This is a genomic window from Microbacterium sp. 22296, assembly GCF_052045385.1.
Taxonomy (GTDB): Bacteria; Actinomycetota; Actinomycetes; order Actinomycetales; family Microbacteriaceae; genus Microbacterium.
Genome location: NZ_JBQEOS010000003.1, coordinates 124,674 through 138,373 on the forward strand (window position 1 = coordinate 124,674; position 13,700 = coordinate 138,373).

Consider the following 13,700-nt stretch of genomic DNA (forward strand, 5'->3'; position numbering starts at 1 on the left):
CGAGAACGCCCCTCCCGCATTCGGCGTGCTGGGAGGGGCGTTCTGTCGCGTCAGGCGGGCGCGTGGAGTGGCTCAGCCCACCTTGGTCCAGGTGCCGCAGCGCTTCGTCTGGAAGTCTTGACCATCGCCGACAGTGACGGTCAGGACACCCGTTGAACCCAGGTCGTTCGACTCAATGTCGTCGTAGTTCGTGCCGGAAACGTAGATGGCCCAGTAGCAGCTGCTGTTCGAATTCTGAGTGCGGTAGGTGCCCGCCTCCATCGAGACGCCGACGGTATACGTCCCGTCGGCGAGAGACGTCTGCCGGACGAACTGCTCCTTCGCCGTGATCGCGTCCTCGCGTCCCTTCACCGCCGCCTCACGATCAGCGATTGCCCCCTCCGCGGCCGCCACCGTCTGCTCCCGCTCTGTGAGCTCAGCCTGCGGGACGAGGTTCCCCACCGCACGGTCGCGGTCGGACTCTGCGCGGGTCACGCTCGACTCGAGCTGCGAGATCGTGGTTGCCTGCTCCGCGCTCCGGTCACGAAGCACCGCCCAGTTCGAGGCGTTCTGCGCGGCGATGCTGCTCGCGACGATAGTGCCGATGATGCCCAGTGCGGCGACCGATGCGACCGCTACGACACCGGCGCGCACGCCGACTGACGAAATGTTCCAGAGGGTCTTCGGGCCGGGCTTCGGCGGGGCGACGTCTGATGACGTCGGGCTCGTGGGCGTACTCATGATCGTGCTCTTTCTGATGGTGCCCGCGTCCCCCAGTGGGCGGGCGTCGCACAACGATAGCGAGAGCTTGCGGGGTGGGCCGATCGCGATACCGAAACGTGACGGCGGCAATGTCGGAGGTCACCTGCAGACTGGCCACATGACCAGCATCCTCACGACGGAGCTGCTCGACTTCGAAGAGCAGTGGCCTAGATGGTCCGGCTCGAAGGACGAGGCGATCCGCGCGCGCTTCGACGTCACGCCGGCACGGTACTTCCAGGTCCTGCACCGCGTCATCGACACCCACGACGCTCTCGCCGCGCGCCCCATGCTCGTGCATCGCTTGAGGCGGCGGCGCGACGAAGCCGTGCAGCATCACCGTCGTCGCCACGCGAGTTGAAAGCGATGGGTTTCCGATGGGCTGGGCCCGATCTGACCGATCATCGAGGTCGAGGTCCCCGGAAAAACGTGCCGGCTACAGGACTTGAACCTGCAACCCCCGTATTACAAGTACGGTGCGCTACCAATTGCGCCAAGCCGGCGTGAGACACCGCGGGCGTCTCGGAGGACGAGTCTAGGCCGTGGGCCGCATCACTCGCGGTGCATACCGCTCCGGCGGTCCCAGTCGAGGGACTTGAACTGCAGGAACGAGCAGAGGTTGCCGGCGATGACGAGCTCGGCCGCGAGACTGGCCATCTCGTGCGGTGTGAGCGTGAGGTCATCGGGGCGTGCGCTGAGCGTCGCCTCCCACAACGGTTCGTCGTAGCCGCGGGGCTGCATGTAGATCGACGCGTTCGCGTTCGACAGGCTGATCACCACGAGGCCGGTGTCCTGGCCGTCCGCGTCCTCTTGGTCGACGACCTTGATCTTGCCCGCGACGAGGTGGCCCTGGTCGCGGAATTCCTGCACCCAGATCTTCAGCTGATCACGGGACCGCCGCGGCGGGGAGTCCTCGATCTCATCGTTCATGACAACAGAATCGCACACCGTCGCCTCCGCCGAGAGATCGGTTCAGCCCGCGGGCGTGGTCGACGGTGCCGGGGTAGCGGTGGAGTAATAGGCGTTGCTGTCGACCGTGAGCACGAACTGCGCGAACTCCTTCGCGTCGTCCATGTTGCCGACGTACGGCGTGCCGTTCACGAGCACGGTGGCGGTGGAGGTGAGCGCTTGTCCGTCCGTACCGGGCAGCCCCTTGATCGCGCGATCGGTGGCGGCCTTCGCCCAGGCGGTGTAGGTCTCGTCCTCGATGCACGACCGCACGGTCGCGACGTCGCTCACCCCCGCGCCCTGAGCCATGTCGGCCAGCTGCTGGTCGCTGTAGCCGTCGGTGTCGACGGCGGGCTGCGTGGTGAGCAGCTCGTGGTTGAAGGCGAAGAAGCGGTCCGAGGCGTGGGTCGCCACGCACGCGGCGGCTCCGGCGGCGCGCAGGCTGTACTTCGTGCCGTTCGACTTCGACGTGAGCATGGCCACGGGGTAGTAGGTGAGCGTGGCGGCGTCGTCGCCCACCCACTTCGACAACTGCGTCGCGTTGGCGGATTGGAACTCGCGCGCCTCCGTGGAGAGGTAGTCGACGTAGACGCGGATGTCGACGGGAGCGGCCGTCGAGGTCGGCTCGGGGGTGGGCTCCGCGGTCGGTGCAGCCTCGGCCGCCTTGGTCGCGGCCGTGCCGTCGACGGTCTGGTCGGCCAGGGGGTTCGCGACCTGCGGAGCGTTGGTGATGAGGAATCCGTCGTCGCTGGCGGCACCCGGAAGCGCTTGCGAGCGGTCTTCGCGCGAGTTCAGCGCGGCCGAGACGCCCACGGCGCCGATGCCGATCACCGCGACGGCGCCGACGGCGATGGCGGAGCGCCGCGCGATGCGCCAGCGCGTCTGCTTCGCCTTGACCTGCTGCGCCTTCTCGCGCACCGCTTCGCGACGGTCGCGTTCGGCGGGCGCATTCGCTGAGGGGTCGTGGGACATGAAACCTTCCGGACGCGGGTGATCGCCGCATGAAACGAGGGGGTTCGCACGGGTGGGCGAACGAGGACCGATGGTAGCCACGCTGGCTGAGAAATGACCAGACACGTGCCATACTGACCCTGCGTGCACTGTCGCGCGCACGGGGTCGCCCCCGTTCATTCCATTCACTACGGATCGTCCGGCACGTACCTGCCGGTGAAGGAGAAGAAAACATGGCGTCCGTCACCTTCGACAACGCAACCCGTCTGTACCCCGGCGGAACCCGCGCCGCCGTCGACAAGTTGAGCCTCGACGTCGCAGACGGTGAGTTCCTCGTCCTCGTCGGCCCCTCCGGCTGCGGCAAGTCCACGTCGCTGCGCATGCTCGCCGGCCTCGAAGAGGTCAACTCGGGCCGCATCCTGATCGGTGACCGCGATGTCACCGACGTGCCCCCGAAAGACCGCGACATCGCGATGGTGTTCCAGAACTACGCGCTGTACCCGCACATGACCGTCGCCGAGAACATGGGCTTCGCGCTGAAGATCGCCGGTGTCGGCAAAGAGGACCGCGCCGCCCGCGTGCTCGAGGCCGCCAAGCTCCTCGATCTCGAGCAGTACCTCACGCGCAAGCCGAAGGCCCTCTCGGGTGGTCAGCGTCAGCGCGTCGCCATGGGCCGCGCGATCGTCCGTCAGCCCCAGGTGTTCCTCATGGACGAGCCGCTGTCGAACCTCGACGCCAAGCTCCGCGTCCAGACGCGCACCCAGATCGCGTCGCTGCAGCGTCGCCTCGGCGTCACCACGGTCTACGTCACGCACGACCAGACCGAGGCCCTCACCATGGGCGACCGCATCGCGGTCCTCAAGGACGGCCTTCTCCAGCAGGTCGGCACCCCGCGCGACCTCTACGAGACCCCGAAGAACGTCTTCGTCGCCGGCTTCATCGGCTCGCCCGCGATGAACCTCTTCACGGCCGACCTGGCCGAGGGCGGCGTGCGCTTCGGCGACATGGTCGTCCCCGTCGAGGCCGACACGATCGGCAAGGCGCACGGCTCCGAGGTCACCATCGGTGTGCGCCCCGAAGACATCCAGGTCGCCCCGGCCGACGGCCGCGGCCTGAAGGTCGTCGTCGACCTCGTGGAAGAGCTCGGCGCCGACGGTTACCTCTACGGTCACACCGAGATCAACGGCAAGCGCACCGACCTGGTCGCGCGCGTCGACGGTCGCCGTCACCCCAACGCGGGCGAGACGGTCGTGCTGGCTCCGGTCCCCGGCCACGTGCACGTGTTCGACCTCGAGTCGGGCGACCGCCTGACCGACCGGGCCATCGCTTCGGCCTGACCCACGCACCGACGCGGCGCGTCCCCGGTCCCNGGGCCGGGGGCGCGCCGCACTGTTTCCCGGAGGTTCCCGTGTCCGAATCCCTCAGCATCACGGCCAGCGCCGTCGATCCGGGGCTCCTGCAGCTGCCGTGGTCGACGGGACTCGGCGAGTGGCCGAGCAGCCACATCGTGGCGCTTCCCAAGGGCATCTCGCGTCACCTCGTGCGCTTCGCCACCCTTTCCGGTCGCGTCGTCGCCATCAAGGAGACGACCGAGGAGATGGCGCGTCGCGAGTACGACATGCTCGGCAACCTCGACCGCCTCGCCGCGCCCTGCGTCGACCGCATCGCGGTGATCGCCGGGCGCACCGATGCATCGGGCCGGCCGTTGCCCGCCGCGCTCGTCACGGCGCATCTGCGCTTCTCACTCCCCTATCGCGCACTCTTCACGCAGGTGCTGCGACCGCACACGGCCACGCGTCTCGTCGACGCCCTCGCCGTGCTGCTCGTGCGTCTGCACAACGTGGGGTTCTACTGGGGTGACGTGTCGCTGTCGAACACCCTGTTCCGCCGCGACGCGGGTGAGTTCGCCGCCTACCTCGTCGACGCCGAGACGGGCGAGCTTCACGGCAACCGCCTGAGCCCTGGCCAGCGTGCGCACGACCTCGACATCGCGCGGACGAACATCGCGGGCGAGATCATGGACCTCGAGGCCGGGGGCCGCCTCGAAGGCGGGGTGGATGCCATCGCCATCGCCGACGGCCTGGTGTCGTCGTATCACTCGCTGTGGGGCGCGCTCACCGACAAGGAGTCCTTCGCGGTCGACGAGTCCTGGCGCATCACCGAGCGCGTGCATCGTCTCAATGCGCTCGGCTTCGACATCGGCGAGATGTCGATCCGTACGGCGGTCGACGGCACGCAGGTGTCGATCCAGCCGAAGGTCGTGGATGCCGGACACCACCAGCGTCGACTGCTCCGGCTCACGGGGCTCGACGTCGAGGAGAATCAGGCCCGCCGTCTGCTCAACGACCTCGACGAGTTCCGCGCGCGTGTCTCGCGGCTCGGCGCCGATGAGGAGATGGTCGCGCACGAATGGCTCACGCGCGTGTTCGAGCCGATCGTCATGGCCATCCCGTGGGACCTTCGGGCCAAGCTCGAGCCGGCGGAGGTGTTCCACCAGGTGCTCGAGCACCGGTGGTACATGTCGCAGGCGCGGGGGCGCTCGGTGCCCCTCGCCGAGGTCGTGAGTTCGTATATCGACGACGTGCTGCGCCACCGCCGCGACGAGGCGACCGTGATGGGTCCGCCGACCGACACCATGTCGGTGCCGACGGTCTCTGATGCCGACGCCCCCGCCACCGGCGAGGTCCCCACGACCGACACCGACCTGGTCGACTGGCGCGACCTGGTCTGACGCGCCGCGCCCCGAACCCCTCGCGAGATCAGACGATCAGTACGACATCACACGCTCCTCCGGCGCAGGAGCGGGTCACCTCGTCACGATCGTGTGATCTGGCGCCCACCGAGCGAGCGCACGTCGCACCGGAGACGACAGAGGCCGTGGCATCCGGGATCAGGTCCGGGATGCCACGGCCTCTGCCGTGCGCGGGCTCAGTATCCGACGGTGAACCGCTCCCGCGTGTGCTTCGGCTGTTCGATCTCGTCGAGGACGGCGACGGCGAAGTCGGCGCCGCCGATGAAGGAGTCGCCGTTGTCGTCGACGACGAGGACGTCGCCGCCGTCGCGGTAGGTGCCGGTGCGCTCCCCCGGCGCCCAGGAGCCGAAGCCGCCGGCCGGGTGCACGTAGAACCAGTCCCGGCCGGTGTCGTCGGCCTGGAGGTCTTCGAGGATGCCGATGGCCTCGCGGGCCTCGGGCTTGTACTCCTCGGCGAACCCGTCGGTGTCGATCAGGCGCGGACCGCCCTCGGCGGCGAGCGAACCGCCCGCCCCGCCGACGACGCCCAGACGCACGTTCTCGGGCAGCGCGGTGATCAGCTCGGCGACTGCGGGGCGCAGCTTGCCCTCCATGTCGCCGCGCGGGGCGACGGCCGAGACCACGACGTCGACGCCCTCGAGCTGCGCGACGAGACCGGGCACGTCGAGAACGGTGCCCTCGATGTACGTGGCCCCCTCGATGCGCTCGGCGGGGACGGAACGGGCGATCGATACGACCGTGTGGCCGCGACGGACAGCCTCGGTCACGATGTGGCCACCGGCGTAGCCGGTGCCTCCGATGACGGCGATGCGGGGCATGGTGTTCCTTTCGTCGGTCGTGCGCGGAGCAGACCTCGTCATCGTCCAGCGTGCCGTGTTCCCGACGGCCCGGCAATGCGACGGGGGAGGTCCTCCCCTCTTTCAGAGCAGGGTGAGGTTCGTCACTCGGCGGCGCGCAGCGTCGACACCTGGTACAGGGCGACGGATGCCGCGATACCGGCGTTGAGCGACTCGGTGGCGGCCGTGATCGGGATCGACACGACCTGATCGCACGTCTCGGTGACGAGGCGCGACAGGCCCTTGCCCTCGGAGCCCACGACGATGAGGACCGGCCGGTCCGCGAGCTCGAGGGAGGGCAGCGACACGTCGCCGTCGCCGTCGAGCCCCAGGACGAACACGCCCTGCTTCTTGAACTCCTTCAGCGTCGCCGTGAGGTTCGCCGCCAGAGCGACGGGGATCCGGGCGGCAGCGCCCGCGCTGGTCTTCCACGCGGCGGAGTTGACGCTCGCCGAACGGCGCTGAGGAATGATGAGCCCCTGACCGCCGAAGGCGCCCGTGGAGCGGATGATCGCGCCGAGGTTGCGCGGGTCGGTCACACCGTCGAGCGCCACCAGCAGCGGCACCTCGCCGCGGTCGATGATCTGCTCGAGCAGATCCTGCGGGTGGGCGTAGGAGTACGGCGGCACCTTGAGCGCGACGCCCTGGTGCACTCCGTCGAAACCGGCCATGCGGTCGAGCTCGGGGCGGGTGACCTCGAGCACCGGGATGCCGCGGTTCGTCGCGATCGACAGCATCTCTTTGACGCGGTCGTCCATCTCGACGCGCTGGGCGATGTACATCGCCGTGGCGGGGATCTTCGCGCGAAGAGCCTCGAGCACCGAGTTGCGGCCGGTGACCGTCTCGGTGTCGTCGGCGGCCTTGGGGCTCTTGCGGTTGGGGTTGCCGACGGCGCGGACGCCGGGCCGGCCCTTGCCGCCGGCGGCGGCGTAGCGCTCCTCAGCGGCCTTGCGCTTGCCGGCGGGGTGCCAGGCGCGGTCCTCCGCCTTGGGGGTGGGGCCCCGCCCCTCGAGCGCCTTGCGGACGTGGCCGCCGGTGCCCTTGAGGGGGCCCTTCTTCTTGCCGGGGTTGCGTGCTCCAGGGCGTCCGGGCTTAGGCATCGATACTCCAATGTGTTCCGGCCGGAGTGTCCTCCAGCGTGATTCCGGCGGCGGCGACGGCATCGCGGATGCGGTCGGCGGCAGCCCAGTCCTTGTCGGCGCGAGCGCGGGCGCGCTGCGCGATCATCTCCCGCAGGAGGGCGTCGAGGGTCGAGTCGGCGGTCCCCGTGGCCGTGGCGGCCTCGGTGGCATCCAGACCCAGGATGTCGACCATGGCGGCGACCGAACGGTGCGCCGCGATAGCGGCGTCGAGGTCTCCCCCGTCGATCGCGGCGTTGCCCGCTCGCACGGCCTCGTGGAGCACGGCGATCGCCTGCGGCACGCCGAGGTCGTCGTCCAGCGCTGCGGCGAAGGCTGCGGGGATCTCGCCCGGGACGATCACCAGCGGATCGGCGCCCGCGGCCCGCAGCACGCGCTGACGGAAGGTGGAGATGCGCTCGAGTGCGCTGGCCGCCTCCGCGAACGCGCGGTCGGACACGTCGAGGCTCGACCGGTAGTGCGCGGCAGCGAGGGCGTACCGCACGACCATCGGGTCGTGTTCGGCGAGTACCTCGGCGGCGAGGACGAAATTGCCGAGCGACTTCGACATCTTCTGCCCGTCGACGGTGACGAGGCCGTTGTGCACCCAGTAGCGGGCGAAGGCGTCGCCAGCGGCGGTCGACTGGGCGATCTCGTTCTCGTGGTGGGGGAAGCGCAGATCGAGCCCACCGCCGTGGATGTCGAACTCCGTTCCGAGATAGCGGCGCGACATCGCCGAGCACTCGATGTGCCAGCCGGGCCGACCGTCTCCCCAGGGCGAAGCCCAGGTGGCCGATCCGGGCTCCCCGGGCTTGGCGCCCTTCCAGAGGGCGAAGTCGCGCGGGTCGCGCTTGCCGCGCGGGTCGGCGTCGGCCGCGGGCTCCATGGCATCCAGGCTCTGTCGGGTGAGCTCCCCGTAGGCGGGCCACGAGCGCACGTCGAAGTAGACGTCTCCGGCGGCCGCGTAGGCGTGGCCGCGCTCGATGAGCTCGGCGATGAGCTCCTGCATCTGGGTGATCGACGCGGTGGCGCGCGGTTCGTAGGTGGGGGGCAGGATGCCGATGGCGGCGTAGGCCCGCGAGAACTCGAGCTCCATGCGGTAGGCGAGCGCCCACCACGGTTCCCCCTCGGTCGCGTTGGCGAGCACCTTGTCGTCGATGTCGGTGACGTTTCGCACGAACGTCACCCGCCCGAAGCGGTGGGTGAGCCAACGGCGCAGCAGGTCGAAGGCGAGAGCGGCGCGCACGTGTCCGATGTGGGGCCCGGACTGAACGGTCGGTCCGCAGACGTAGACGGTGATGTTCGAGGGGTCGAGTGGGATGAAGTCGCGCAGGTCTTGCGCCCTCGAGTCGTACAGCCGAACAGTCACCGCTCAACCCTACCGGCCACCCCGTGCGCGACACCTGGGGGAAACACGCAGCGGCTACGGTGCGGGTATGCCGCTGCTCATCCGCCCCGACGACCTCACCGGCGCCGAGTCCCGCGCCCTGGTCGCCGCCCACCTGGCGGGGATGCTCGAGAACACCCCGGCCGAGAGCATGCACGCCCTCGACGTCGACCGTCTCAGCGCCGACGGCGTCACGGTCTGGTCGGCATGGATCGACGACGAGCTCGCCGGCATCGGCGCGTGCAAGGACCTCGGGCGCGACCGAGCCGAGCTGAAGTCGATGCGTGTCGTCGAGCGCTTCCTCGGGCAGGGGATCGGGCGGGCGATGCTGCGTCACATCATGGAGGACGCCGCCGAGCGCGGCATCCGGAGCCTGTGGCTCGAGACCGGGAGCACCGACGACTTCGCCGCCGCCCGCGGGTTGTACGCGAGCGAGGGGTTCCGCGAGTGCGAGGCGTTCGCTCCCTACGCGCCGGATCCGCTGTCGACCTTCATGACCCGCGAACTCTAGAGCGGCAGCACCAGGGCGGTGGCGAAGGCCGCGACCCCCTCGGTGCGCCCCGTGAAGCCGAGTCCGTCGGTGGTCGTCGCGCTGACGGACACCGCCGCTCCCCCCAGGGCCGCCGACAGCGCCCGCTCGGCCTCGACGCGGCGTGCCGCGAAGCGGGGGCGGTTGGCCTGCACCTGCACCGAGACGTTGCCGACCCGCCACCCCGCCGCGCGCAGCAGTTCCGCGGTGTGGGCGAGGAACGCCTCGGCGTGGGCACCGGCGAACTCGGGGCGATCGGTGCCGAAGTGGGTGCCGATGTCGCCCAGTCCGGCCGCCGCCAGCAGGGCGTCGACGATGGCGTGCGCCACCGCATCGCCGTCGGAGTGTCCCGACAGGGCCTGCTCCCCCGGCCATTCGAGGCCCGCGAGCCACAGCGTGCCCTCGCCGCCGAACCCGTGCACGTCGGTGCCGATTCCCACGCGAGGCGCGAGAGCCGTCGGGGAGGGGACGGATGCCGGCGGGGCGAGGGCGAGCAGGGCGCGTGCGCGTTCGAGATCCGGGGTGGTGGTGATCTTGAAGGCCACCGCGTCGCCGTCGACGACGGCGACGTCGTGTCCGGCCGCAGCCACCAGCGCCGCATCGTCGGTGTGGTCGGCATCGACCGCGCTCAGGGCCGCGCGCAGGACCTGTACGCGGAAGGCCTGCGGGGTCTGCGCGGCCGCCAATTCGCTGCGATCGACGGCGGCGACGACGCGACCGCTCGCGTCCACCCGTTTGATCGTGTCGACGACCGGCACGGCGGGGATGACGGCGACGGCGCCGGCCTCGACGCGGGCGACCACGCGCTCGAACACCGCGGCCGGGGTCAGGGCGCGGGCCGCGTCGTGGATGAGCACCGTGGCGATGTCGTCGCGAAGGACCGCGAGCCCCGCAGCCACCGACTCCTGACGGGTGGTCCCGCCCACGACGACCTCCACCGGGCGCGGCTCGCCGTCTGCGGCGTCGCGCGCGATGTCGGAAGCCTGGGCCTCGTGGTCCGCGGGGACGACGATCACCACCTGCTCCGGCCGCGCCTGGAAGACACCGCGGAGGGCGTGATGAAGGATCGACCGACCATCGAGGGCCACGAACGCCTTCGGCACCCCGCCGCGAAGACGGGTACCGGAGCCGGCGGCCACGACGATGACCGCGAAACGCGGATCCGGAGCGTGAGTCACCCGTTCACGCTAGCGCGACGACACCCGGAGGAGTCGCACGGCGAGCGTCGTCAGGAGGCGAGGACCTCGTCGAGCACGACGCTCGCGCGGTCTTCGTCGGTCTTCTCGGCCAGAGCGAGCTCCGACACGAGGATCTGACGAGCCTTCGCCAGCATGCGCTTCTCGCCCGCGGACAGGCCGCGATCCTGATCGCGGCGCCACAGATCGCGCACGACCTCGCTCACCTTGATCACATCACCCGACGCCAGCTTCTCGAGGTTCGCCTTGTAACGGCGCGACCAGTTGGTCGGCTCCTCGGTGAACGGTGCGCGCAGCACCTCGAACACGCGGTCGAGACCCTCTCTGCCGATCACGTCGCGAACGCCGACGAGGTCGACGTTGTCGGCCGGGACCTCGATGACGAGGTCTCCCTGCGTGACGTTGAGCTTCAAGTACTTCTTCGTCTCGCCCTTGATGACGCGTTCTTTGACCTCGATGATCGTGGCCGCGCCATGGTGCGGGTAAACGACGGTCTCGCCAACCTCAAAAAGCATGGAGTTATGTCCTTTCGGCAACATCCAGGATACCACAGGCCTGCATGCGCTATTGTTCCGCCCACCTTTCGCCCCTCCCCCTCGCGCGCGGGCGGTGCACGCCCTCGCGTCCGCGGGCGCGTGCCGCGCGAGCGGGACGCGCGCCGGGGACCCCGTAGGATGAGAGGGATGCCGTCTGTCGATCTTGGAGGATCCGTGAAAACGCGCCTGATCGCGTCCGTCGCCCTGGGTGCCGCTGTTCTGCTGGGCACGACGGGGTGCAACCTCATCGCTCCGCAGGCGACCACCATCGACTACTCGGCGTCGGACGGCGTGAACGTCCCCGCCGACGCCGGTCCCCTGTCCGTGCGCAACGCCCTGATCGTCGCCAACGACGACGGTACGACCGGAAACCTCGTGGCCGCGATCGTCAACGACACCGCCGACCAACTGGTGCTGCGCATCGAGGTCGGCGAGGGCTCCTCCGCCGTCCGCGCCGCCGTCAACGTGCCGGCCAACCGCACGCTCAGCCTCGGCGACCCGACGGACGACGTCGAGCCGCTGCGCCTCGACGACATCGACGCCGTCCCCGGCTCCACCGTCCCGGTCTACTTCCAGTCCGGTGACGGCCAGGGGTCGCTCATGCAGGTGCCCGTCCTCGACGGCGCCCTCGAATACCTCGCGCCCCTCGCCCCGACGCCCGAGGTGACCGTGAGCCTCGCGCCGATCCCCACGAACACGGCGACGCCGACGCCGACCGCGACACCGACGCCCTCCTCCTGAGGACGACGACCCTCTCCTTCAAGACGACGAAGGCGCCGAGCATCGCTTCGGCGCCTTCGTCGTTTTCGCGGTCATGCCTCGAAGCGATACCCCAGTCCGCGAACGGTGACCAGCATGCTGGGCTCGCTCGGGTTCGACTCGATGCGCGAACGGATCCGCTTGATGTGCACGTCGAGCGTCTTGGTGTCGCCGAAGTAGTCGGTGCCCCACACGCGATCGATGAGCTGTCCGCGCGTCAGCACGCGGCCCGCGTTGCGCATCAGCACCTCGAGCAGCTCGAACTCCTTCAGCGGCATGTTGATCTCGCCGCCGTCGACGGCGACGGTGTGGCGGTCGATGTCGAGCACCACGCGGCCACCCGCCAGCACGCGATCGTCGAGGTCGGCGTCGTCGGGCGTGCGGCGGCGCAGTACCGCGCGCATACGCGCCAGCAGCTCCCGCGTCGAGTACGGCTTCGTGACGTAGTCGTCGGCGCCGAGCTCGAGCCCCACGACGATGTCGACCTCCGAGTCCTTGGCCGTCAGCATGATGATGGGCACCTGAGACGTCAACCGCAGCTGCCGGCAGACCTCGGTGCCCGGCATCCCGGGGAGCATGAGATCCAGCAGCAGGATGTCGGCACCGCGCTCGCGGAAAGCGGCGAGAGCGAGTGCGCCGTCCTCGGCGATCTCGACCTCGTATCCTTCGCGGCGCAGCAGGTAGGCCAGCGGGTCGGCCAGATCGGGCTCGTCCTCGACGATCAGAACGCGAGTCATGCGGTTTCTTCTTTCACGGGAGCGGAAGACGCGGCGGAGGCCTTGCGGCCCTTGCGACGCTGCTTCGGACGGACCATGTCGAGATCGGGGGTCTCGGACAACGGGAGGCGGATGGTGAAGGTCGAGCCGCGGTCCGGCCGCGACCACAGCCGCACCTCGCCACCGTGGCGCTGGACGGCGTGCTTGACGATCGAGAGGCCGAGTCCGGTGCCGCCCGTTCGGCGCGAACGCGCCTGGTCGGCGCGATAGAACCGTTCGAACACCCGGTGCTGGTCGCCCTCGGGTATGCCGATGCCGCGGTCGGTGACGGCGATCTCGACGACATCGACGTCGAGCTTGACGCCGACCCCGACCTTCGAACCCTGCGGCGAATACGCGATCGCGTTGGCGATGAGGTTGCCCACGGCCTCCGTGAGGATCTGGGGCTCGCCGCGCACCCAGAGGCCCTTCGTGCCGCCGCGCACGACGACCACCTGCGCCGAGTCCGCTTGCACCGCGTGCGACTCGACGGCGGCGGTGACGACCTCGTCGATCGACACATCGCGCACGTCGCGCAGCTCGTCGGATGCCTGGAGGCGCGACAGGCTCAGGATGCGATTGACCAGCGCGCTCAACCGCGCCACCTCGGCCTGCATGCGCGCGGCGAAGTGGCGCACCTGGTCGGGGTCGTCGGCGGCCGACTCGATGGCCTCGGCGAGGAGGCTGACGGCGCCGACCGGCGTCTTCAACTCGTGGGAGGTGTTGGCGACGAAATCGCGCCGCATCTCTTCCACCCGCTCGCGCTCGGTGATGTCGCGGAGCACGACGAGGGTGAGCCGGTTGGAGATCGGCGTCGCGCGCACGGCGACGAGCCGGGCCTCCGCGGGTGCGGCACCCCGGCGCAGGCGGAGGTTCTCGGCAACGGCGGCACCCGTGTCGCGGGCGACGCGTGCCACCCGCTTCAGCTCGTCGCTGGCGACGACCTCCCCCGTGTGCACGCCGAACACCTCGGCGGCGGGAGAGAGCGCCAGGACGGTCGAGGAGGTGTCGCACACGAAGGCGGGGTCGTCCATCGCCTCGAGCATGGCGTCCACGCCCTCCGGCACATCGACGGTCGTCTCGGCGAGAGAACGGTCGCGGGCCCGCAGAGCTGCGACGACCAGGCCGACCAGGGCGGCTCCGATCAGCAGACCCGCGAAGAGCGAGAGCAGCGCGAGCTGCGGCTGTTGCATGC

General features: G+C 69.9%; 15 protein-coding genes and 1 tRNA gene. 5 read left to right on the forward strand and 11 right to left on the reverse strand.

Annotated features, from left to right (window positions below; translation table 11 throughout):
- Positions 1 to 72 precede the first annotated feature (72 nt).
- Positions 73 to 633 (reverse strand): hypothetical protein, encoded by a 561-nt coding sequence (locus tag ACTJJP_RS06950; protein WP_440774294.1) that lies wholly within the window; start codon positions 631 to 633, stop codon positions 73 to 75.
- 226 nt (positions 634 to 859) lie between these two features.
- Here ACTJJP_RS06950 and ACTJJP_RS06955 point away from each other — a divergent pair, with 226 nt between their 5' ends.
- Positions 860 to 1,099: a DUF3263 domain-containing protein gene (locus ACTJJP_RS06955; RefSeq protein WP_440774295.1), complete on the forward strand. Its 240-nt coding sequence runs from the start codon at positions 860 to 862 to the stop codon at positions 1,097 to 1,099.
- Between the two features lie 69 nt (positions 1,100 to 1,168).
- On the opposite strand, the gene ACTJJP_RS06960 is transcribed toward ACTJJP_RS06955, so the two are convergent.
- From ACTJJP_RS06960 to ACTJJP_RS06970, 3 genes are all read right to left on the reverse strand, one after another.
- Positions 1,169 to 1,241 (reverse strand) — tRNA-Thr (locus tag ACTJJP_RS06960).
- Between the two features lie 49 nt (positions 1,242 to 1,290).
- On the reverse strand, positions 1,291 to 1,668 hold the full coding sequence (locus ACTJJP_RS06965) for a hypothetical protein (protein WP_440774296.1): 378 nt from the start codon (positions 1,666 to 1,668) through the stop codon (positions 1,291 to 1,293).
- A 42-nt stretch (positions 1,669 to 1,710) separates the two neighbouring features.
- Positions 1,711 to 2,658, reverse strand: coding sequence for a DsbA family protein (locus tag ACTJJP_RS06970; RefSeq protein ID WP_440774297.1), 948 nt, complete (start codon positions 2,656 to 2,658; stop codon positions 1,711 to 1,713).
- A 212-nt stretch (positions 2,659 to 2,870) separates the two neighbouring features.
- Between ACTJJP_RS06970 and ACTJJP_RS06975 the strand changes: the two genes are divergently transcribed.
- On the forward strand, positions 2,871 to 3,974 hold the full coding sequence (locus ACTJJP_RS06975) for an ABC transporter ATP-binding protein (RefSeq protein ID WP_440774298.1): 1,104 nt from the start codon (positions 2,871 to 2,873) through the stop codon (positions 3,972 to 3,974).
- 71 nt (positions 3,975 to 4,045) lie between these two features.
- Positions 4,046 to 5,368: a DUF4032 domain-containing protein gene (locus tag ACTJJP_RS06980; protein ID WP_440774299.1), complete on the forward strand. Its 1,323-nt coding sequence runs from the start codon at positions 4,046 to 4,048 to the stop codon at positions 5,366 to 5,368.
- A 197-nt stretch (positions 5,369 to 5,565) separates the two neighbouring features.
- Here ACTJJP_RS06980 and ACTJJP_RS06985 read toward each other — a convergent pair whose 3' ends face one another.
- The 3 genes from ACTJJP_RS06985 to cysS all read right to left on the reverse strand — a co-directional run bounded on the left by ACTJJP_RS06985 (position 5,566) and on the right by cysS (position 8,712).
- The gene (locus tag ACTJJP_RS06985; RefSeq protein ID WP_440774300.1) at positions 5,566 to 6,207 is read right to left on the reverse strand and encodes an NAD(P)-dependent oxidoreductase; all 642 of its coding nucleotides are present in this window, start codon (positions 6,205 to 6,207) and stop codon (positions 5,566 to 5,568) included.
- A 122-nt stretch (positions 6,208 to 6,329) separates the two neighbouring features.
- Positions 6,330 to 7,325, reverse strand: coding sequence for a 23S rRNA (guanosine(2251)-2'-O)-methyltransferase RlmB (gene rlmB, locus ACTJJP_RS06990; protein WP_440774301.1), 996 nt, complete (start codon positions 7,323 to 7,325; stop codon positions 6,330 to 6,332).
- Positions 7,318 to 8,712 carry a cysteine--tRNA ligase gene (gene cysS, locus ACTJJP_RS06995; RefSeq protein ID WP_440774302.1) on the reverse strand — a complete coding sequence of 465 codons (1,395 nt, stop codon included), beginning with the start codon at positions 8,710 to 8,712 and terminating at the stop codon, positions 7,318 to 7,320. The genes rlmB and cysS overlap by 8 nt, the downstream gene beginning before the upstream one ends.
- Positions 8,713 to 8,779: 67 nt before the next feature.
- On the opposite strand from cysS, the gene ACTJJP_RS07000 reads away from it, so the two are divergent.
- A complete protein-coding gene (locus tag ACTJJP_RS07000) occupies positions 8,780 to 9,241 on the forward strand; it encodes a GNAT family N-acetyltransferase (protein ID WP_440774303.1) in 462 nt (153 codons plus the stop codon).
- On the opposite strand, the gene ispD is transcribed toward ACTJJP_RS07000, so the two are convergent.
- Both ispD and ACTJJP_RS07010 read right to left on the reverse strand, forming a co-directional pair.
- A complete protein-coding gene (ispD, locus tag ACTJJP_RS07005) occupies positions 9,238 to 10,437 on the reverse strand; it encodes a 2-C-methyl-D-erythritol 4-phosphate cytidylyltransferase (RefSeq protein ID WP_440774304.1) in 1,200 nt (399 codons plus the stop codon). The two genes, ACTJJP_RS07000 and ispD, sit on opposite strands and share 4 nt — an antisense overlap.
- Before the next feature lie 50 nt (positions 10,438 to 10,487).
- Complete coding sequence (locus tag ACTJJP_RS07010) at positions 10,488 to 10,970, reverse strand: CarD family transcriptional regulator (RefSeq protein WP_058233016.1); 483 nt, start codon at positions 10,968 to 10,970, stop codon at positions 10,488 to 10,490.
- 195 nt (positions 10,971 to 11,165) lie between these two features.
- Here ACTJJP_RS07010 and ACTJJP_RS07015 point away from each other — a divergent pair, with 195 nt between their 5' ends.
- Positions 11,166 to 11,732 carry a DNA modification methylase gene (locus tag ACTJJP_RS07015; RefSeq protein ID WP_440774305.1) on the forward strand — a complete coding sequence of 189 codons (567 nt, stop codon included), beginning with the start codon at positions 11,166 to 11,168 and terminating at the stop codon, positions 11,730 to 11,732.
- Between the two features lie 71 nt (positions 11,733 to 11,803).
- Here the strand turns inward: ACTJJP_RS07015 and ACTJJP_RS07020 are convergent, their stop codons facing one another.
- On the reverse strand, positions 11,804 to 12,487 hold the full coding sequence (locus tag ACTJJP_RS07020) for a response regulator (RefSeq protein WP_440774306.1): 684 nt from the start codon (positions 12,485 to 12,487) through the stop codon (positions 11,804 to 11,806).
- Entirely contained in the window at positions 12,484 to 13,698 is a 1,215-nt protein-coding gene (locus ACTJJP_RS07025) for a sensor histidine kinase (RefSeq protein WP_440774307.1), read from the reverse strand. The genes ACTJJP_RS07020 and ACTJJP_RS07025 overlap by 4 nt, the downstream gene beginning before the upstream one ends.
- Positions 13,699 to 13,700: the final 2 nt, after the last annotated feature.